Below are 20,432 nucleotides of genomic sequence, written 5' to 3'. Positions count from 1 at the left end.
CTCAGCCCTCCAACTGGAACTGTATGCGCTGCGTCGCGCGCCTGACGTCATCGGCCGGAGGGAACTGCCATTGCGACACGGCTTGCTCGACGGCACGATCGAAGACATTGGCGGGATCGGCATCGATCACCCGCAGGCTACCGGTATCGACACGCCCGTCAGGCTGGATGATGAAGCTCACCTCGACGTAGCCCTCCATGCCCCGCCGGCGTGCACGCATGGGATAGGACGGATTGACCCGGCTGGTGGGCTGGAGCTGGCCGACATCGCGGGGCGAGGCTTGCGTGCCTTTCGGCGGCTGCTGCGGAGCGGGCTCCGCCTGCGACGGCTCGGATTGCGGCTGTGGCGCCGCTTCCGCCACGGTTTCCTGCGTAGGCTGCGGCTCGGGTTGCGGTTCCGCCTTCGGCTCTGGTTGAGGTTCCGGCTCAGGCTGGGGCTCTGGTTTCGGTTCCGGCCGCGCTTCGCTCAATTCGGGTAGCGACGCGTCCAGACTCGCATCCGGTGTCTCCATCGGCGGCGTCTCGGGCTCCGGGATCTCCACCGGGCTGGGCGTTTCCGCTGCCGGGGCGGGGGCCGCCGCGGGCGGCGGTGGTGGCGCACTGGGCGGCGTCGGCAATGCCGGCGAGGTCGGAGATGGCTGAGCCTGCGCTTGCTCCGGCGCATCGACCATCGAGATCGAGGTGGGCGTCACGATCTGGGTGCGATCCGGCTCCGGCGGCGCGACCAGCAGCGCCAGCAGATAGAACACCAGCAGCGTCAGCAGCGCGCCACCCACGAGTCCGGCCACTCTACGCATCAACCGGAGTCCCGGTTGGCGGCGACGGCCACGTTGTCGACGCCAGCCTGGTGAATACGATCCATGACCTGAATCAGCAGGCCCGTGGTCGAGTTCCTGTCGGCCTGAACGACGACGCTGCCGTCACCGGAAACCAGCTGCGCGACACGGGCGCCGACACGGTGAGCATCCACCGCTTCGCCATCGACCCATACCGCGCCCTCGCCGGTGATGGCGACCAGCACTTGAGTATCCTGCCGCGCCGTGGCCTCGCTCGAGTCGGGCCGCTCGATCTCGACGCCACTCTCCTTGATGAAGCTGGTGGTGACGATGAAGAAGATCAGCATGATGAAGACGACATCCAGCATCGGCGTGAGATCGATACCGGTCGAGTCGTCACTGGCTTCCCGCAACCGGCGCCTACGCATGTGAGTCCTCCACGGCGCGGGCCATACGGTCATGCAACCGCTGATCCTCGCGCCGAATGATCTGTTCCAGACGAGTCACGAAAAGCAGACCCACCACGGCGACGGCCATGCCGCACAACGTCGGCAATGTGGCCTGGGCGACGCCGTCGGCCATGGCCCGGGCCTGGCTGCTTTCGGTCAGCGCCAGGCTGTCGAAAACCTGAATCATCCCCGTTACCGTTCCCAGCAAGCCCAGCAGCGGGCAGATCGCGATCAGCAATTTGAGCCAAGGCAGTGGCAGACGCAGCCGCGCGATCAGTTCGCGCGTCCAGACTTCGCGCAGCGTCAGCGCGCTCCAGCTCGAGTGATCACGACGCCGGATCCAGGCTTCGATCAGCACCCGGCGCGCGCGCCGATGGGTGAATCGCCAGTAGAACAATCGCTCCAGCGAAATCGCGAACAACGCCATTGCCACCAGCATGATCAATACCAGCACTTCGCCGCCGGAACTGATCAGCCAGCGGATCGGCTCAAGCGTGGGCACCATGACGGCGCTCCTCGGCGTGTGCGGCAGCAGCGGTTTCGGCCTCGAGATGCTCGGCAAGTACAGCGCTGGCCCGGCCTTCCAGTAGACCGATCAACCGCCGGCTACGGCTGTTCAAGGCGGTGTTGGCGAACAGCAGCGGCACGGCCATGATCAGGCCCAGCACGGTGGTCACCAATGCCTGACTGATCCCGCCCGCCATCAACTGCGGATCGCCGGTGCCGAACACGGTGATCGACTGGAAAGTGACGATCATCCCGGTCACGGTGCCTAGCAGCCCGAGCAGCGGCGCCACCGCGGCGATCAGCTTGACGATCGGCTGACCGCGCTCCAGCCGCGGTTGCTCCGCCAGCAGGGCCTCGTCGAGTCGCGCCTCCAGTGCTTCCGGCGCATGATCGCGCCCCAGTGCCGCGAAGCGCTTGAGTACCCGGCCCAGCGGATTGTCGTCGTGCAATGTGTCCGGGGACTGCATCTGCCGGCGCATCCGGCCACTGACGATCACGAGATAGACAAACTGCGCCAGTGCTATCAGCAGACCGACGATTCCCAACGCAACGATCACGTAGCCGACATAGCCGCCCTGCTGAAAGCGCTGCCACAGGCTGGGCTGTCGAGACAGCGCATTCAGGACGTCGCCATCGGTGGGGTCGACCACGATCTGATTGCCATCCCCCTGCTGAAAGGCCTGTAGTGCCTGCCGAGCATCGCCGGGCGTCACCGGAGTCACCGCCAGCCTTCCGTCATCGCCGATCCGTTGCAGCAGATCGCCATTGCTGAAGGCGAGGGTGTCACCCAGGCGCACTACCTCGCGCTCGGCGACATCGCCGTCCTTGCCCGCTACCGGCGCCTGAAAGCGCACGCCACGGCCGCTTTCCGCGACCAGGCCGGCGAGAGCCTGACGTACCCGATCAAACGTCTGTCGATCGACCAGCCCATGGTCGTCAAGCCGCGGCGGCAGTCGAGCGTCACCGCCCACGGTCAGCCAGCTCTCGCCGAGAGCATCTCGCAACTCGCCGGCCTGCTGCTTGACGATGCCGGAAATCTCGCCGATATCTCCGGCCTGATCCGACCGCTGCTGCTGGAGTTCCGCCAGCTGCTGTTGCTGCGCGGACTGACGATCGTCCAGCTGTTGGCGTCGAGCCTGCGCCTGCTGCAGCCGCTGCTCGGCATCGGAAACGGCCTGCTGCAGCGCCTGGCGGTCGTCCAGCAATGTCTCGAGCCGCTGGCTGTCGCGCTGTTCTGCGGCCTGGCTATCGGCGCGAAAGGATTGGAGCACCTGCTGCATCGACGGCGTCGTGTCGCTTCCTGCGTCGGACTGGGCAACGGCAATACCCGGGGTGAGAAGCGTGGCGACGAGAGGCAATGCCAACCACCATGCGTGACGCTTCATGATTGGTCCTCTGTCGATGCCCGCCCGTTCTCGACGGTCAGTGAGGCCGGCAGGTGTAGTAGTGCCGGCGCGCTCTGATCCTGAGCGATGCGGATACCGCGGCGAACCTCGTCGATCTGATCGCCATCGAACACTTCCCACTCGCCGTTGGCGACGCTCCAGACACCGCCGGCGCGGTCGTCCGGCGTGACGTAGTACCAGCCGGTGCGTCCTACACGCAGATAGTCGACTTCCCGCGCCATTTGACTACCCTGGCTTGCCGCTTCGGACTGGGCACCGTCGAGCGGACCGCTCCACTGATCCATCTCGCGGCCGTAGTCGAGCTCGGTGCGCCACACGGAAAAGATTCGCTGCAACTTGTCCGCCTGGGAGGCGTCGTCGCGGGTCAGCATCTGCTCCAGATCGTCGACGCGTGCCAGACGCTCGTCGCGCAGGAACGGCATATCCGCCTCGATCATTGCGCGCAACTGCTCGACCATCTGGCGCAGCTCGCCCGGCAACGCTTCACGCGTCACCGAAATCTGCGCCAGCGCCTTTTGCTCGGAAGCGATTCGCTTGGCCTGGTTGTCGACGATCGGCGCCAGCTCGGCGTTGTAACTCTCCAGCCGGTCGGCCTGCTGTTTGGCCTGACGCAGACGCTCCAGCGCGTCGCGCGTGGCGTCGTCGGCTTCATCGATACGGCTTTGAAGTTCGGCCTGGGTCTGCTGGGCCTGGATGCTGGACTGGCTAAGCGAGTCCTGAGCCGATGCCGGGCCGGCCGCGGCCAGGCTCATGGCGGCGAGACAGAACGCCGACAGACGCCTCTTGCCTCGCCTGCGCGAGAAATCATGCACCACGCTATCTCCTTGCGTATGAGCAATCAGCAGCCGGTGACGAGCATCGCCGGATCGACGATGTAACGCCGCTGAATTCGATGCGATACGCTAATACAAACAAGAACAATTATCAATCCGTATAACATCGCCCCGCTTTCTCGGCGTTATCGCCCATGATTTCGCTGGCGAGCATGTCGCCGGATCGAGCCGCCTCATCAACAAGATACCGCATAAAAAACCGGCGCCCAGAGGCACCGGTTGGGTCGAACGCGGCTCGCGCTGAAACAGCAACAGCCCCTAAAGCTTCTGTTCCAGCTCGGGCAGGATCTCGAACAGATCGCCCACCAGACCGTAATCCGCGACCTGGAAGATCGGCGCGTCGTCGTCCTTGTTGATCGCCACGATCACCTTGGAGTCCTTCATCCCCGCCAGGTGCTGAATCGCGCCGCTGATACCCACGGCAATGTAGAGATCGGGAGCGACGATCTTGCCGGTCTGGCCGACCTGCATGTCGTTGGGCACGAAACCGGCATCAACCGCCGCCCGCGACGCGCCGACGGCAGCCCCCAGCTTGTCGGCGATTCCGTCGAGCAGTTTGAAATTGTCGCCGTTACCCATGCCACGGCCGCCGGAAATGACGACTCGAGCCCCGCTCAGCTCCGGACGTTCGCTCTGGGCAAGCTCTTCGCCGATGAAACGCGAACGCGCGCTGTCGGCAATGTAATCGAGCGCTTCGATGGACGCCGCGCCGCCTTCGCTCACCGCATCGAATGCCGTGGTGCGCACGGTGATCACCTTGAGCGGATCGCTCGACTGCACCGTGGCGATGGCGTTACCGGCGTAGATCGGACGCGTGAACGTATCGGCGCTCTCGACGCCCAGAATCTCGGAAATCTGCGAGACATCCTTGAGCGCGGCCACTCGCGGCAGCACGTTCTTGCCCTCGGTCGAAGCCGCGGCCAGTACGTGGCTGTATTCATCGGCCAGCGCGACCAGCAGATCCGCCAGCGGCTCGGCCAGCTGGTGGGCGTACGCTGTATTGTCGGCCACCCGCACGCGGGCGACGCCGTCGAGCCTCGCGGCAGCTTCCGCGACACTGCCAACGTTCTCACCCGCGACCAGAAGATCGATGTCGCCACCGATGGCCCGCGCGGCACCCACGACATGCGCGGTGCCGGCGGCCAATTGGCCGTTGTGGTGTTCGGCCAGAACCAGAATGCTCATGCGATCAGCTCCTATCAAAGCACTTTATTTCAAAGCACTTTGGCTTCGTTCTTGAGTTTGTCGATCAGCTCATCCACGGAGCCTACCTTGACGCCACCCTTGCGCTCGGCAGGCGTCTCGACCTTGAGCAGCGTGAGACCACTGGACACGGCCACACCCAGCGCTTCCGGTGTCTTGGTTTCCAGCGGCTTTTTCTTTGCCTTCATGATATCCGGCAGCTTGGCGTAGCGTGGCTCGTTCAGGCGCAGGTCGGTCGTCACCACGGCGGGCAGCTTGAGCGCAACGGTCTGCAGGCCCCCGTCGATCTCGCGAGTGACGCGAACTTCACCGGCTTCGACGCCCTCACCGAAAGCGACCTCGGAGGCAAAGGTGCCCTGCCCCATATCGGTCAACGCCGCCAGCATCTGGCCGGTCTGGTTGTTGTCGGTATCGATCGCCTGCTTACCCAGGATCACCAGATCGGGCTTCTCTTCGTCGACCACACCCTTGAGCAGCTTCGCCACCGTCAACGACTCGACACGTTCGTCGGTCTCGACGTGAATGGCGCGATCGGCACCCAGCGCCAGCGCCGTGCGCAGCTGTTCCTGAGCGGCCTTGGGGCCCACCGTGACGGCAACGATTTCCGAGGCGACGCCTTTCTCTTTCAGACGAACGGCCTCTTCCACCGCGATTTCGCAGAACGGATTCATGGCCATCTTGACGTTGGTCAGGTCGACGTCGGAGTGATCCGCCTTGACCCGGATCTTGACGTTGTAATCGATGACGCGTTTGACCGCGACGAGTACTTTCATGAGTGGCCTCGCATGGTTGTCCTCGCAGGTTATTGATAGACCGACCCGGCGGGCGCTGGTCGACGTCGGTGATCGAGATGTCACGACCACCCTTTTGACGTGATGCCAGACAGCAAAAACGTCGGCGCATATAGAATCACGTCGACGTCGGCCAAGGTCAACTCGGGGCCCGTCTTCCGCTCCAGCATGGTGCATCGCCGGGGGCATCGACGGGCCAAAAATGCGATGATAGCGCATCAAAGGCGTCCTGCCGAAGCAGCACCTTCGCATAAGAAAAGCGCGCCTAGGCATAACATCGGACACCTGACTAACGTTAGGCTATAAAAAACGGTGGCAACAGCCGTCGATGAACAGACCGAGCAGGCGTGCATGGCTACCGTATTCGCCAACGCCCCGCTAGCCAGAAAGGAGATCGGGTTTGGAACGTGAATCCATGGATTTCGACGTCGTGATCGTGGGTGCAGGCCCCAGCGGCCTGTCGGCGGCATGTCGTTTGATGCAGCAGGCTAACGAGACCGGGCAAGAGCTTTCGGTCTGCGTGGTCGAGAAGGGTTCGGAAGTCGGGGCCCATATCCTATCCGGCGCCGTATTCGAGCCGCGCGCCCTGACGGAGCTATTCCCCGATTGGGCCGAGCGGGGCGCGCCGCTGAATACGCCGGTGCTGCGCGATGAGCTCTACCTGCTGAAGAACACCGCCAAGGCGCAGAAACTGCCCAATGCGCTGGTGCCCAAGTCGATGCACAACACCGGCCACGCCGGTTCGACCGGTGGCAGTGATCAAAACTACGTCATCAGCGCCGGCAACCTGTGCCGTTGGCTGGGCGAGCAGGCCGAAGCGCTGGGCGTCGAGATCTTCCCCGGCTTCGCCGCGCAGGAAGCGATCGTCGATGACGCGGGCGTCGTTCGCGGCATTCTCACCGGCGACATGGGGGTCGCCGTTGATGGCAGCGAAACCGCCAATTACATGCCCGGCATGGAGCTGCGCGCCAAGTACACGCTGTTCTGCGAGGGGGCGAGGGGGCATATCGGCAAGCAGTTGATCTCACGCTTCGAGCTCGACGCGGGCCGTGATCCCCAGCATTACGCCATCGGCTTCAAGGAGCTATGGGACGTCCCCGCCGAGCAGCACGAGCCGGGGCTGGTGTTGCACGGTTCCGGCTGGCCCCTGGATGACAAGGACCATGGCGGCGACAGCCACGGAGGCTGGTTTCTCTATCACGGCGATGACCAGCAGGTCATGGTGGGTCTGATCGTCGATCTGGCGTACCGCAATCCTTATCTATCGCCGTTCGACGAATTCCAGCGCATGAAACACCATCCGCTACTGAAGCGTCATCTCGAGGGCGGCAAACGCGTGGCCTACGGCGCGCGTGCGATCACCAAGGGCGGCGCCAACTGCCTGCCCAAGATGACGATGCCCGGCGCCCTGCTGTTGGGCTGCGATGCCGGCACGCTCAACTTCGCCAAGATCAAGGGTATTCATACCGCGATGAAGTCGGGGCTGATCGCCGCCGAAACGGTATTCGCGACAATCGCCGCCGGTGATGAGGGCGGCAAGGAACTCAGCGATTTCACCAACGCCTGGGAGTCGAGCTGGGCGTGGCAGGAGCTGCAGGCCAGTCGCAGCTTCGGCCCGGCCATTCACAAGTTCGGTACCGTGGGTGGCGGTGCGTTCAACTTCGTGGATCAGTTGCTCGGCGGCAAGCTGCCGCTACAGCGCGATACCACGCCGGATCATCAGTTGAAGAAGGCAGTAGAGTCGGCGCCGATCGACTACCCCAAACCCGACGGCAAGCTGTCGTTCGACAAGCCCTCGTCGGTCTTTCTGTCGAATACCAACCACGACGAGAACCAGCCCTGCCACCTGAAGCTGAGCGATCCGGCCATTCCGATCGCGAAGAACCTGCCGGAATACGCCGAACCCGCGCAGCGTTACTGCCCGGTCGGGGTCTACGAAGTGGTCGAGGAAGCGGGCGAGCCGCAGTTCCGGATCAACTTCCAGAACTGCATTCATTGCAAGACCTGCGACATCAAGGATCCGTCCCAGAACATTACCTGGGTGGCCCCTGAAGGCGGCGGTGGGCCGAACTATCCCAATATGTAGCGCCCGCTTTCCACGTGATCGGCGGTGTCAGGCATCGCCGGTCGCGATCGGCCGCGACGGATCGCGAATCCAGTCACTCCAGGAACCGACATACAACCGGGGCAGCGGCAGGCCCGCGACGGCGTAGGCGAGAATGTTGTGGCAGGCAGTGACGCCCGAGCCGCAGTATGCCGTCAGAGCATCTCCTTTCGGAAGCTCGTCGGCTAGTTGACGGGGACTCTTGAAACGACCGGAGGTCTCAAGGTTTTGCGTGCAGGGACGGCACATGGCTCCCGGAATGTGACCCGCCACCGGATCCAAAGGCTCTTCATCCCCTCGAAAACGTGTCGCGGCTCTGGCATCCACCAACTGGCCACCCTGCTCTAAAAGCCCTTCTACTGAAGCTCGCGCGTCATCGTTGAATGACGGCTCCCAGCGGCTCTGATTTTCGGGCTCGACAGGAGCTTTCACCAACTCGCCACCAGCCATCTGCCAGCCAGCAAGCCCTCCATCCAATACACGGACGTCGGAATGACCCGCCCAGCAAGCGATCATCCACCAGGCACGTGCGCCTGCCAATTGACCGCCACTGTCATCGTAAACGACGACCGGGCGCTCGGGCGAGACACCTAGGGATTGAAGCGTTGCCGTGAAATCCTTCTGTGAAGGCAACGGATGTCGACCACCCTCGCCCGGTTCCGCGGATAGATCACGCTCGAGATCCAGAGCCATACTCTGGGGAAGGTAGCGGCGATCCTCTAGCTTTTCATCTCCACGAAAAACGCGGCAATCAAAAACCAGCGGCCGCTCAGCGCCGAGGCTTTCCCGTAGCGCCTCTGCCGTGACAAGAACGGATGCATTCATGGTTTATCTCCCGTTTCCGGACAGTTTGGTCACTGGCGCCCGTGTCGCGATCAAGCGGCGGCGGCCGGCAGCCTCAAAGCGGACATCGATCACCGGGTTGGCAGCGTTACCCTCGACCACCAGCACCTCGCCTTCGCCGAAGCTTGCATGCTGCAAACGATCTCCGACTTGCCAGGCCATGCGGGAAGCGGTGCCCGAATCGCTACCAATGCCGAACTCGGCTGGCGGTGCTGCTGACTCCCGGGCCTGCAGCGTCAATCGTCCCTCAGGGCGTTCCAGGCCGATGCGCGCCAGATAAGCACCGATCATTTCCGGCTCGCGAACCGCCACGGCAACCTCGCTGTTTTCCCGGATCGCCCGATCGATTCGACTGCAGTCCTCTACCGCGGTCTCTTCGAGAAAGCGACTCGGTCGATGATCGCCGCCATCGTGTATCAGCAGCAAGCGTTCCCGAGCCCGAGTGATGGCGACGTAGTATAGGCGACGCTCCTCCTCCAGCCGTTCCGGCGAGAGCGGATTGTCACGGCTGAAATGGGGAAAATCCTCCTCATTGAGCCCCCATACGGCGACGAGAGGCCACTCGAGGCCCTTGGCACCGTGAACGGTACTGATCAGCACGCCATCCGGCCGATTTTCTACCGGGTTGCGCAGCAGCTCGATGAATGCAGCCGGATCATTGGCCAGTTCGCCAGCCTGTTCGATCAACACATCGAGCAGCCGCACGTCATCGTCGCCCTTCTCCCGGCGTGCGGCCGAACGGCGCAATACCTTTTCCGCATCGATGGCGTCGACGACGTGTTCGAGCAGCTTGGCCGGTGGCCAGGCCGCCAGCTTGGGCAACTCGCAAAGCAGCTGCCAACGCCGCTTGAGGTGGCGACGCTGGCCGGGCTTGAGCCCGACCAGCACCGAGGCCTCGCGAGCCGGCCACTGCTGATTACGGACCAGTTCATCGACCAGACGGCGCACGCGATCCTGGGCGACGAACGTCGTGGGCTGGGAGAACAGCAGAATCAAATGGGCGGGATCGTGCAGCCGCTGTGGTTCACGCGCCAACTGGAGATAACCCGCCAACGCTTGCACTAACGGCAGCCGAAACACGAAGCGCTCTTCCTGGGCAAGACGGAACGGTATGCCGGCCCGCAGCAGTTGAAGCTGCACCGAGACCGACAACGACCAGCTGCGGACCAGTACGCAGGCTTCGTCACTGCGCCGGCCATCGGCATGCCAGCGCTGCAGCGCCTCGAGCAGCTTGGCGGCCCCGGCGCCTGCCTGTAATCGAGTCAATGGATTGCCGGGCGCCGCCAGACAGAGCTGATCCCAGCGCTGGCGATTGCCGCGAATGGCATGATTGGCCGCCAGCGCCAGCGCATGGCCGTGGCGAAACGTGTAAGAAAGCGGATACTCGCTGGCCCGACCGAACAGACCATCGAAGCGCGCCAGCATCGCGTCGGGCCGTGCGCCCCGCCACTCATAGATGCACTGATTGGCGTCGCCGACTGCCATCACCTGCGCCGCATCGCCGGACAGTAACTTGAGCAGCCGCAGCTGGGCTTCATTAATGTCCTGGTACTCGTCGACGATGACGTGGCCGAGAAATCCCTCGACGCGGCGACGCGCCTCGGAATGGCGCTCGAGACACTGCAACGGCCGATAGAGCAGATCCGCGTAAGTCATCTGCCCGGCAGATTCCAGCAACGACTCGGCCACATCGAAGGCATCGATGAAGTGACGCTCACTGCCGGTGTAGCCAAGCTTCTCGAACAGCTCGGCCGGCGTGGCGACCTCAGCCTTGACCAGGTCACAGAACTGGCCGAACGCCTCGAGCCGGTCCGCATCCAGCGCGGCCTCTCGGGTTTCGCTGTCGGCAGATTCCAGGCTCTGCATCACTGCCTGACGTAGCAACCGCTCTCGCTGCCAGTCCGCCTGCAGCAGCTGGCGCGGCGGTAGATAACCCCAGCGGGTCAGACTTTGGGTCAAGCGATGGCCGATAGAGTGAAAAGTGCGCACCTCCGGCAGCACGACGTCAGAGGGCGCCTCCCGCGCCAGCTTGGCCCGAAAGTCGTCGCGCGCCGCGCGATTGAACATCAACACCAGGATGCGCCGCGGGTTTTCGCCACCAGCGAGCAGATGAAGCACTCGCTTCACCAGCGTCGTGGTCTTGCCGGCACCGGCAACTGCCGCCACTCTCGCATGACCCTCCCGATGGTCGACCACCGCGCGTTGTTCGGGGGTCAAGCCGCCAGCCGGTGCGATCTCGGATGACGTCGAATTCACAAGTTCGTTCATGGCACCCCGGCGTCAGAGCGACCCAACGAGTGCCATACGCCACCACTCCACAGCCCCACCTCGTCGCCGTGCGTCTCAGCGAGTTCTACCCAGCGATAGAACAGATTGCGATGCAGGCGTGCCTGTAAACCATGCCGAATGGGCAACGCTGGCAGCAAATCACCTGTCGGCGTCTTCAGCAGATGGAGTTGATGACCGACGTCCAGCGGCACACGGTCACCACAGGCTGTCGTTGCCATCCAATCGGAACCGACCGGATCGGCGTCTATTACAAGCAACGGTAGATCCTCGACGACGATGCGCAGCTTCTCCGCCGGCGTCACCAGGTAGTAGCCACCGTCGGCTTCACGTCGCAGGACTCGACTCAACAAGCTGACCAGGGCCGGACGCCGGATTGGGGAGCCCTCGTGAACCCAGTCACCGCTGGCCATGATGATCAGATCCATGTCGCCGCACGAAGGTGGATCCCACTGCTCGAGCGGCGGTATGGCCTGTCCATCGAACTGTTGAAACAGCGTATCGAGTTTCACTAGGGTCTCCGTATGACGACGCCCGCATCCGGATGGAGGCATCCTCTGGCAATGAGCGTTATCAACCGAATGGATTGTCGGCTCGAGCGTCGGGCGCGCTGCCGGGAAATAGCCGATAGAAGTTGGCGCGCGTCTGCATCGCCACTTCGTCAACGGTAATGCCGCGCTCGCGCGCGATGCTCTCGGCAACCTCGACGACCCACTGCGGCTCGTTGGGACGGCCGCGATAGGGTACCGGTGCCAGAAACGGACTATCGGTTTCGATCAATAAGCGATCCAGCGGCACCTGGCGTGCTACGTCGCGCAGCGCATCGGCGCTGGCGAACGTGACGATCCCCGACAGTGAAATATAGAAGCCCGATCTTACCGCCTCCCGCGCCATGTCGAGATCTTCGGTAAAACAGTGAAGCACGCCACCGACCTTCGGATCGATGTGCTGGCGAATCAGTGCCAGCGTCTCGTCGCGTGCCTCGCGGGTATGAATGACCACGGGCAGCTCGAGCTCGTGAGCGGCCTGAAGGTGGGCGACAAAACGCCGGTGCTGGGTCTCTCGCGGCACGCTGTCGTAGTGGAAATCCAAGCCGGTTTCGCCGATGGCGACCGCACCGTAGCGGTCCGCGCAGTCCTGAATCGCCTCGCTATCGGGCTCCACTGCCACCTCATGCAGCGGATGTAAGCCCACGCTGATATCGACATCATCATGACGTCGCGCGATCTCGGCCAGATTCGGGGCACCTTCCAGCGATGTCGAGATCGCCAGAAAACGATGAACGCCGCGGGTCCGAGCAGCCTGCAGGGCCAGATCGAGATCGCCGTCGTAGGGCGTCAGATCGAGACGATCGAGATGACAATGGGAATCGACGAACATGCAAACTTCCATAATGAAATGAAACGTGGAACGAAACAGTAGGTCTTTCTGGCAATGCGGTGCGACACGGAGGAAACGCCTGAGCCTGACAGGAACCGAATGGGCAGCGCTGACAAGCCATCGGGACCTGCCGACGGTCAGAGGGTGTAACTGGTGGCGCCACCACTACCCTTCGCAGACCGCAGCCGAGTTTCGATACGCTCGCGCAACGTGTGATCATCGGCGCTGAAATGGACGCCAATGCCAACCAGGCGATGGCTGGCGCCGCTCGGGGTCAGCCATACGACCTCGCCATCGACGGGGAAGCGTCCGCTTTCATCCGGCAGCGTGACCCACAAATGGACAGATTGGCCCATCCGATAGTCGAGTTCGGTTGGCACGAACAATCCTCCACGTTCCAACCATGGCATGTAGGCACTACGCAGGGTGTCATCGTCGCGGATCGTCAACGACAGCGCTTTCTGGGCATTCATCGGTTTCACCTTCCGCATCATTGACGCATCGTTGTCGAGACCCCGACGTTCATCGGCTTATCGGCCCGGCGCTCTGTCCCGGGCTCTTGATAAGAGCTCTCGGCCAAAGCGCTTGTTCAGGACCTCAGCAACGCCGACCAGCGAACCAGCCAGGCTTCGAATACCAGCTGTGGGTTCGGATTGCCCCCGGCGGCTACCAGACGACGTTGTTCTCGAGCGTAATCGAGCAACCGGAACCAATCGCGAACCCGAGCATTCTTGACCGCCTGGCGAAAGAGCGGCAGTAGATCACTGTTACGCACTTGCTGTGGATCGCCTGATAAACCGAGGCGAATCAGGTCTTCGAGCCAGGCGATGCCGTACCATAGTATGCGATCGAGTGCCTGCGCATCGAGCCTGGCCGCTTCGCCGACGGGCTCCCCGCCCCGCACCAGCGCATCGAAGAGTTCGCGCATATCCTGGCGCAGCTGGCGAGCGTCAGCGCCCGCCAGCTCCTCGGCCAGTAGCGGCAATCCGCCGGCGACGCGCAGCCAGAAGCGCGCTTCATCGCTATCCCCCAGGCGTTCGCGTAGCCACGGTTCGGCTTGCTCCAGCGGTGGCGCCACCAGATTCCAGTGCTGGCAGCGAGAGCGAATGGTCGGCAGCAACCGCGAGGGAGTATCGGATACCAGAATGAACAAGGTTCGCTCGCCCGGCTCCTCGAGGCTTTTCAGCAGCGCGTTCGAAGCGGCGACGTTCATCGCCTCGGCCGGTTCGATCCGGATAACGCGATAGCCACCCTGCTGAGCCGTCTGGGAAACGAAGCCGTTGACCTTGCGAATCGCATCGACGCGTATCTGCCGGGATTTTTCCACCAGCCCCACGCTGAGCAGATCGGGATGGTAACCTGCCCCCAACATCCGGCAGCCGTGGCATTCGCCGCAGGCAACGTCGCCGGGCGCTCGACACAGGGTCCGCGCAATCAACGCATCGACCAGCGGCTGCTTGCCGATGCCGCGCGGCCCCGATAGCAGCAAGGCATGCGGAAGACGACCGCTATCCTGGAGCTCGATCAGCTTTCGCCAACGATCGTGCTGCCATGGCAATGGATTCATAGCCATGTGGCCAACCGCTGATCGAGACACTGGCCGATGGCGTGCTGGACTTGTTCCAGCGAAGGGGAAGCATCGATGACCGCGAAGCGCGCGTCGTCGTTGGCTCGCGCCAGGTAGGTATCCCGCACGGCTTCGAAGAACGTATCCCGCTCGCGCTCGAAGCGATCTAGCTGCGCGCCACGCTGGGCCACCCGCTGCGCGGCGACGCTTAGTGGAACATCGAGCAGTAGCGTGAGATCCGGCTGCAAACCATTCTGGACCAGCGCCTCCAACGTGCGAATGCGATCGAGATCCACACCGCGGCCACCGCCCTGATAGGCAAAAGTGGCGTCAGTGAAGCGATCGCAGACGACCCACGCGCCGCGTTCGAGCGCCGGACGAATGCGCTCGGCGAGATGCTGGGCGCGGGCCGCGAAGACCAATAGCAGCTCGGCGTCGTCGCTCCAGGCCTCTTCACGCGTGGGGTCCAGCAGCAGTTCGCGGATCGCTTCGGCACCGGGCGTGCCACCGGGCTCGCGGGTGCGTACCACCTCGATCCCTCGCAAAGTCAGCCAATCGCAGACGAAAGTGACATTGGTCGTCTTGCCGACGCCTTCGCCACCTTCCAGCGTGATGAAGCGGCCGGTCCGCTGTTCGATATCGCCTGCACTCATGCGGTGTCGTCTCGTCGCTGTGGTCGGTGTCGTGGATGTAAGCCCCGCGATCTCAATCGCGATTCAGAATATAGCGCCGGACGGCAGCGTTATGTTCCTGCAACGTCCTGGAAAACTGGTGCGAGCCATCGCCTTTCGCCACGAAATAGAGCGCATCGCCCTTTGCCGGATGAACGGCAGCTTTTAGCGAACCCAATCCCGGCATCGCGATCGGAGTTGGAGGTAGGCCTTCGATGACGTAGGTATTGTAGGCGTTCTGGCGTTGAAGATCGGCGCGGGTGATGTTGCCGATGTAGCTGTCGCCCATGCCGTAGATCACGGTGGGGTCGGTCTGCAGCCGCATGCCCTTCTGCAGCCGGCGTACGAACACCCCGGCGATCTCGCCGCGCTCGTTGGGCACGCCGGTTTCCCGTTCGATCAGCGAGGCGAGGATCAGCGCCTGATAGGGTGAATCGATGGGCAGGCCGTCATCGCGTTCGTCCCAGACGCTAGCCAGGGTCTGTTGCATACGATCATAGGCGCGACGAAGAATTTCAGTATCCGTCACACCTTTGTGATAGCGATAGGTATCAGGGAAGAATTGGCCTTCTGGATAGGTCTGGCCATGCCCTAGCTTCGCCATCACGTCATCGTCACTCATGCCCTGAGTACGGTGATCGAGCTTGGGTGCCTGATCCAGCAGCCGGCGCATCTGCTTGAAGGTCCAACCTTCCGGGATCGTCAGCCGATAGGTGACGACCTGATCGCTGGAGAGATGCGCGATGAGCTGACGGCCGTTCATCCCCGGTTCGAGTTCGAACTCTCCGGCACGCAACCCTTGGGTGGCTTCGGGTGCGATGCGCGCAAGCAGCTGATAGGGCCACGCCGCATCGATCATGCCGCGGCTCGCGAGGTCATGCACGACCTGGGTGTATGCGGCGCCGCGAGGCACCTCGTAGATCGTCGATTGGTCGATCGCGATCGGTGCATCGAGCTGTTTCTGCCAGTAGTGAAACCCGCCAAAGACCGCGATCGTCGCCACCACCAGCAGCACGATCAGAATTTTGAGGACACGCATGTTTATCCTTAATCGCCGGAAGCCGCGCAAAGACGGCTTTTGGGCATGATACGAGCGTCAATCGCCGAGATTCAGCGGATAACCCAACTGCCGATGGGCAGCGTGGCGGAAAGTATCGTTCGATTCGAGCGACCACTGCTTGAGAGTGTTGCCGACGCTATCATCGAGCCGGCGAAGGGGCCACACGCCCTGAACGCTGTTGATCAGCCAGGCGGCGTCAGCCGCCAGCAAGGTGTCGAGCCCGACGCGTACCCGATCGAGATCGACGACGTCATCCAGCGCATTCAACAGCGTACCCTCGACACCGCACCGATCGAGCAACGGTGTCTCGAGCCGGCCCTCTCGGCACCAGACCAGATTCATGGCCGTAGCTTCGACCAGATACCCCTGACTGTCGCAGAGCAACCCTTCGGCAATCGAGTCGTCCTGCCATTCCTGCCGCGCCAGTACGTTCTCCAACCGAGCCAGATGCTTGATACCGGCCAGGCGTGGCTGAATACCCAGGCGCAGTTCGCAACAACGTACAGAGATGCCCTCGAACCAACGCCCGGGCGACGGCTGAAATGGCGAGTCCGTCCAGCGCCACCGCAGGCCGGCGGTCTCGAGTGGACGATAACCCCGCCCGCCACTGCCGCGCGTCAGTATTAGCTTGAGAACTCGAAGACCCGGCCCGCATTGAGCCGGTAGCGCATGAAACGCATCGAAGTTCGGCCGTGGCAGAGCCAATCGATCGATCCCCCGCTCGAGGCGAGCCATGTGATAGCCCCACAACAACGGCTGTCCATCCCGAACCAGTACGGTCTCGAACAGCCCATCGCCATAGGCCAGACCACGATCGTCGATCGGCACTGCCACGTCGTGCATCGATCTAGACCTGAGTGAAGATCAGCGAGCCGTTGGTCCCGCCGAACCCGAATGAGTTCGACAGCGCCGTGCGAATCGGCATCTCGCGCGCGGTGTTGGGCACGTAGTCCAGCACGCAACCCTCATCCGGGTTGTCGAGATTGATGGTCGGCGGCGCGACCTGATCGCGAATCGCCAGCACGCAGAAGATCGCCTCGACGGCGCCGGCAGCCCCTAACAGATGGCCAACCATCGACTTGGTCGAGCTGACCGCCACCTGACGAGCGCTATCCCCCATGACCCGCTCCACCGCACGGCTTTCCGCCACGTCACCCGCCGATGTGGAGGTGCCATGCGCATTGATGTAATCGATCTCGGCGGGATCGATGCCGGCGTCGCGAATGGCATTGGCCATCGACGCCGCCGCGCCGTTGCCATCTTCCGGCGGCGAGGTCATGTGGAAAGCGTCATCGCTCATTCCGAAGCCGGTCAGCTCCGCATGAATCGTCGCCCCACGACGCTTGGCGTGCTCATACTCCTCCAAGACCATCACGCCAGCACCATCGGACAATACGAAACCGTCGCGATCGCGATCCCAGGGCCGGCTTGCGGCCTGCGGATCGTCGTTACGCGTAGAAAGCGCCCTGGCAGCAGAGAACCCGCCCAAGCCTAGCGGCGTGGTCGCCATTTCGGCACCACCGCAGAACATCACGTCGGCATCGCCGTAGGCGATCGTACGAGCGCTGTAACCGATGTTGTGCGTGCCCGTCGTACAGGCAGTAGTGATGGCGATATTGGGCCCTTTGAAGCCATGCTGAATGGCCAGACTGCCGGAGATCATGTTGATGATCGACCCCGGCACGAAGAACGGCGAGATTCGACGCGCCCCGCCCTTACGAAGGGAGTCGTGATTACGTTCGATCATCGGCAGGCCGCCGATACCCGAACCGATGGCAACACCGATTCGATGGGCATTGGCTTCGGTGCATTCGATTCCGGAATGGCGCAACGCCTGCGTTGCCGCCGCCACTCCATACTGGATGAACAGGTCCATCTTGCGAGCATCCTTGGGATTGAGATACTCGCCAATATCGAAATCCTTGATCGCACCACCGAACCGCGTATTGAAGCCGGTCGTATCGAAATGCTCGATCGGCGTGATGCCACTCATCCCTGAGAGAAGGCTTTTCCAGCTCTCCTCGACCGTGTTGCCGACTGGCGTTACCAGCCCCATTCCGGTCACCACCACTCTTCTGCGCGGCATCGAATCTCCTCCGAACTTCCTGATGGCCACTGAGGCGTGACTCATGAAGGACGACGTCTTGCCCGTCATCGTCCCACCAGATCGCCGCTATCACCTCGGCCCGACTGGCGCGAATTATACCTGAACAAGCCGAGAGATGGGCGTCGTAAGCCGGGACTTTGGGCTGACACCTTTTGAACGTTCGACCTTACAATTCCACTATTACCGCTCTCGAACACCGATCCACGTTTTTCGACTCTGACTTGCGCGCCCCCGGATCTTCAGCTCCTAGGCAGCACAACCGAGCCAGACGATCCATTTCATGACACCTCTTCCCGGCCGGATCGCCCAGAATGCAGAAAGCCGCTCTACATGAGAGCGGCTTTCCGGACATCGATACTATCAGCCTTCCTGGCTTCCCGCCTTCAGCGGAGCGCGCCAGGCTTACTGATGAGCAACGATGTAATCGATCGCTTCCTGAACGGTCGTGATCTTCTCAGCTTCTTCGTCGGGAATTTCGGTGTCGAATTCCTCTTCGAGCGCCATCACCAGTTCGACGGTATCCAGCGAATCCGCGCCGAGGTCTTCGGTGAAGGATGAGGAGTTCTGGATGTCCTCTTCCTTGACGTTCAGGCGTTCGGCAACAACCTTCTTCACGCGCTCTTCGATGGTGCTCATTATGTCGTTACTCCTAGTGGTACGAATCCGCCAGCTAAAAAGCTGCGGGTAGTTTATAGACCGCCCCCAGACGACGCAACCCGCGTCGCGGGAGGATTACCGCATGTTCATGCCACCGTTAACCTGCAGCGTTTCGCCGGTAATGTACCCGGCTGCATCGCTGGCGAGAAAAGCAATCGCGGCGGCGATTTCTTCCGGCTGGCCCAGTCGCGCCAACGGAATCTGTTTCAGAAGCGCTTCACGCTGCGCCTCCGGTAAAGACTGCGTCATATCGGTATCGATGAAGCCGGGGGCCACGGCATTGACCGTGATCGCACGCGAAGACACTTCACGCGCCAAGGCCCGGGTAAAGCCCTCCATGCCCGCTTTGGCAGCAGCATAGTTGACCTGCCCCAGATTCCCCATCATCGCGACAACGGAGCTGACGTTGACGATACGACCGAAGCGGGCCCGCGTCATCCCCTTGAGACTGGCTTTGGAGACACGATAGACGGACTTGAGGTTGGTATCGAGCACGGCATCCCACTCGTCTTCCTTCATCCGCATGAGCAGATTGTCACGCGTGATGCCAGCATTGTTGACCAAGATGGTTGGTGCGCCGAAGTCCTCGGTGATGCGTTTGAATAGGGCGTCTACGCTGGCCTGATCGGTCACGTCGAGCGCCAGACCCAACCCTTCGATACCCTCGGCCTTGAGGTCGTCGTCGATCCTGCCGGCGCCAGCTTCACTGGTGGCCGTCGCGATCACGATGCGTCCCTGGCGCCCCAACTCACGCGCTACCGCGCGGCCGATGCCTCGGCTCGCCCCCGTGACCAGCGCAACTCTACGTTCGGTCATGATGTCATCCCTCAAGGCTCTTGTACGTCCAGCGCGTCACGCGCCAGCTCGAGCGCCGAAGCCAAGGTATCGGGATCGTTGACCGCAATACCCCTCGCTTGACGCTGAATGCGCTTGTTCAATCCGGTCAGCACTTTGCCCGGCCCGCACTCGATGAACACGGTGGCGCCATCTTCGAACATCGCGTTAACACAGTCGGTCCAGCGTACTGGACGGTAAAGCTGCTCGACCAGACGCTGCTGAAGCACCTCGGTCGTCTGTGCAACCTGGCCGTTGACGTTCTGATAGACCGCATAGCGCGGTAGCTTGAAATCCAACGCCGCCATGGCAGCATCGACCCGCTCGGCGGCAGGCTGCATCAGCGCACAATGAGAGGGCACAGAGACCGGCAGCGGCAACGCCCGTTTGGCACCCGCCTCCTGACACAGCGCCATCGCGCGATCCACGGCAGCCTGATTACCGGCAATCACGACCTGGCCGGGAGAGTTGTAATTGACCGCGGAAACCACTTCTGACTGAGCGGCATCACGACAGGCCATTTCGACCGCCGTGTCGTCCAACCCCAAAATCGCGGCCATGGCGCCGACACCGGCCGGCACGGCTTGCTGCATTGCCTCGCCACGCAGACGAACCAGCCGTACACCTTCGGCAAAGCCGAGCGCACCGGAGCAGACCATCGCGCTGTACTCGCCCAGACTGTGTCCCGCCATCATGCCGGGACGCGGCCCTTCAAGCTCCTGCCAGACACGCCAAATTGCCACGCTGGCAGTTAGCAGCGCAGGTTGCGTACAGGCCGTTGCATTGAGTTTTTCTTCGGGCCCTTCCTGAACGACGTGCCAGAGATCGTAACCCAACGCTTCCGATGCTTCATCGAAGGTCGTGCGTACAACACTGTAACGCTCGGCCAGCTCTCGCAGCATGCCGATCTGCTGCGAACCCTGCCCTGGAAAGACCAAAGCCAGTGATTGCGTCATCGC

Annotated in this window: 21 protein-coding genes; 1 reads left to right on the top strand and 20 read right to left on the bottom strand. The window is 62.5% G+C overall.

The window, feature by feature from the left end; genetic code table 11:
- Position 1: 1 nt before the first annotated feature.
- The 7 genes from DOM27_RS10640 to DOM27_RS10610 all read right to left on the bottom strand — a co-directional run bounded on the left by DOM27_RS10640 (position 2) and on the right by DOM27_RS10610 (position 5,946).
- Positions 2-796 (bottom strand): energy transducer TonB, encoded by a 795-nt coding sequence (locus DOM27_RS10640; RefSeq protein WP_110655962.1) that lies wholly within the window; start codon positions 794-796, stop codon positions 2-4.
- Positions 796-1,203 carry an ExbD/TolR family protein gene (locus DOM27_RS10635; RefSeq protein ID WP_110655961.1) on the bottom strand — a complete coding sequence of 136 codons (408 nt, stop codon included), beginning with the start codon at positions 1,201-1,203 and terminating at the stop codon, positions 796-798. Before DOM27_RS10635 ends, DOM27_RS10640 begins: the two co-directional genes overlap by 1 nt.
- Complete coding sequence (locus DOM27_RS10630; RefSeq protein WP_110655960.1) at positions 1,196-1,729, bottom strand: MotA/TolQ/ExbB proton channel family protein; 534 nt, start codon at positions 1,727-1,729, stop codon at positions 1,196-1,198. Before DOM27_RS10630 ends, DOM27_RS10635 begins: the two co-directional genes overlap by 8 nt.
- Complete coding sequence (locus DOM27_RS10625; protein ID WP_110655959.1) at positions 1,713-3,116, bottom strand: MotA/TolQ/ExbB proton channel family protein; 1,404 nt, start codon at positions 3,114-3,116, stop codon at positions 1,713-1,715. Before DOM27_RS10625 ends, DOM27_RS10630 begins: the two co-directional genes overlap by 17 nt.
- Positions 3,113-3,952: a DUF3450 domain-containing protein gene (locus DOM27_RS10620; RefSeq protein ID WP_245392669.1), complete on the bottom strand. Its 840-nt coding sequence runs from the start codon at positions 3,950-3,952 to the stop codon at positions 3,113-3,115. Before DOM27_RS10620 ends, DOM27_RS10625 begins: the two co-directional genes overlap by 4 nt.
- 276 nt (positions 3,953-4,228) lie before the next feature.
- Positions 4,229-5,155: an electron transfer flavoprotein subunit alpha/FixB family protein gene (locus DOM27_RS10615; protein WP_110655958.1), complete on the bottom strand. Its 927-nt coding sequence runs from the start codon at positions 5,153-5,155 to the stop codon at positions 4,229-4,231.
- A 29-nt stretch (positions 5,156-5,184) separates the two neighbouring features.
- Positions 5,185-5,946, bottom strand: a complete 762-nt coding sequence (locus DOM27_RS10610; RefSeq protein ID WP_075561301.1) for an electron transfer flavoprotein subunit beta/FixA family protein — start codon at positions 5,944-5,946, stop codon at positions 5,185-5,187.
- Positions 5,947-6,379: 433 nt separating this feature from the next.
- Here DOM27_RS10610 and DOM27_RS10605 point away from each other — a divergent pair, with 433 nt between their 5' ends.
- Positions 6,380-8,050 carry an electron transfer flavoprotein-ubiquinone oxidoreductase gene (locus DOM27_RS10605; protein ID WP_110656442.1) on the top strand — a complete coding sequence of 557 codons (1,671 nt, stop codon included), beginning with the start codon at positions 6,380-6,382 and terminating at the stop codon, positions 8,048-8,050.
- Between the two features lie 27 nt (positions 8,051-8,077).
- Here the strand turns inward: DOM27_RS10605 and DOM27_RS10600 are convergent, their stop codons facing one another.
- The 13 genes from DOM27_RS10600 to fabD form a co-directional block, all read right to left on the bottom strand.
- The gene (locus tag DOM27_RS10600) at positions 8,078-8,893 is read right to left on the bottom strand and encodes a sulfurtransferase (protein ID WP_110655957.1); all 816 of its coding nucleotides are present in this window, start codon (positions 8,891-8,893) and stop codon (positions 8,078-8,080) included.
- 3 nt (positions 8,894-8,896) lie between these two features.
- Positions 8,897-11,179, bottom strand: coding sequence for an ATP-dependent helicase (locus DOM27_RS10595; protein WP_110655956.1), 2,283 nt, complete (start codon positions 11,177-11,179; stop codon positions 8,897-8,899).
- Positions 11,176-11,709 (bottom strand): DUF1285 domain-containing protein, encoded by a 534-nt coding sequence (locus tag DOM27_RS10590; protein ID WP_245392668.1) that lies wholly within the window; start codon positions 11,707-11,709, stop codon positions 11,176-11,178. The genes DOM27_RS10595 and DOM27_RS10590 overlap by 4 nt, the downstream gene beginning before the upstream one ends.
- A 61-nt stretch (positions 11,710-11,770) precedes the next feature.
- Complete coding sequence (locus DOM27_RS10585) at positions 11,771-12,577, bottom strand: TatD family hydrolase (RefSeq protein ID WP_110655954.1); 807 nt, start codon at positions 12,575-12,577, stop codon at positions 11,771-11,773.
- 137 nt (positions 12,578-12,714) lie between these two features.
- A complete protein-coding gene (locus tag DOM27_RS10580; protein WP_110656441.1) occupies positions 12,715-13,050 on the bottom strand; it encodes a PilZ domain-containing protein in 336 nt (111 codons plus the stop codon).
- Positions 13,051-13,166: 116 nt separating this feature from the next.
- Positions 13,167-14,150, bottom strand: coding sequence for a DNA polymerase III subunit delta' (locus DOM27_RS10575; RefSeq protein WP_110655953.1), 984 nt, complete (start codon positions 14,148-14,150; stop codon positions 13,167-13,169).
- The gene (tmk, locus tag DOM27_RS10570; protein ID WP_110655952.1) at positions 14,141-14,797 is read right to left on the bottom strand and encodes a dTMP kinase; all 657 of its coding nucleotides are present in this window, start codon (positions 14,795-14,797) and stop codon (positions 14,141-14,143) included. Before tmk ends, DOM27_RS10575 begins: the two co-directional genes overlap by 10 nt.
- A gap of 52 nt (positions 14,798-14,849) precedes the next feature.
- Positions 14,850-15,854 carry an endolytic transglycosylase MltG gene (gene mltG / locus DOM27_RS10565; RefSeq protein WP_188113711.1) on the bottom strand — a complete coding sequence of 335 codons (1,005 nt, stop codon included), beginning with the start codon at positions 15,852-15,854 and terminating at the stop codon, positions 14,850-14,852.
- Between the two features lie 57 nt (positions 15,855-15,911).
- The gene (pabC, locus tag DOM27_RS10560) at positions 15,912-16,718 is read right to left on the bottom strand and encodes an aminodeoxychorismate lyase (RefSeq protein ID WP_110655951.1); all 807 of its coding nucleotides are present in this window, start codon (positions 16,716-16,718) and stop codon (positions 15,912-15,914) included.
- A gap of 4 nt (positions 16,719-16,722) precedes the next feature.
- Complete coding sequence (gene fabF / locus DOM27_RS10555; RefSeq protein WP_110655950.1) at positions 16,723-17,961, bottom strand: beta-ketoacyl-ACP synthase II; 1,239 nt, start codon at positions 17,959-17,961, stop codon at positions 16,723-16,725.
- A gap of 423 nt (positions 17,962-18,384) precedes the next feature.
- Entirely contained in the window at positions 18,385-18,618 is a 234-nt protein-coding gene (acpP, locus tag DOM27_RS10550; RefSeq protein ID WP_071233058.1) for an acyl carrier protein, read from the bottom strand.
- Positions 18,619-18,714: 96 nt separating this feature from the next.
- On the bottom strand, positions 18,715-19,458 hold the full coding sequence (fabG, locus tag DOM27_RS10545) for a 3-oxoacyl-ACP reductase FabG (RefSeq protein ID WP_110656439.1): 744 nt from the start codon (positions 19,456-19,458) through the stop codon (positions 18,715-18,717).
- An 8-nt stretch (positions 19,459-19,466) separates the two neighbouring features.
- A complete protein-coding gene (gene fabD, locus DOM27_RS10540; RefSeq protein WP_110655949.1) occupies positions 19,467-20,429 on the bottom strand; it encodes an ACP S-malonyltransferase in 963 nt (320 codons plus the stop codon).
- Between the last annotated feature and the right edge of the window lie 3 nt (positions 20,430-20,432).

Source organism: Salinicola halimionae, from assembly GCF_003206065.1.
Taxonomy (GTDB): Bacteria; Pseudomonadota; Gammaproteobacteria; order Pseudomonadales; family Halomonadaceae; genus Salinicola; species Salinicola halimionae.
The sequence above is the reverse complement of the archived record's forward strand: the minus strand, read 5'-3'. Positions and strand labels throughout refer to the sequence as shown.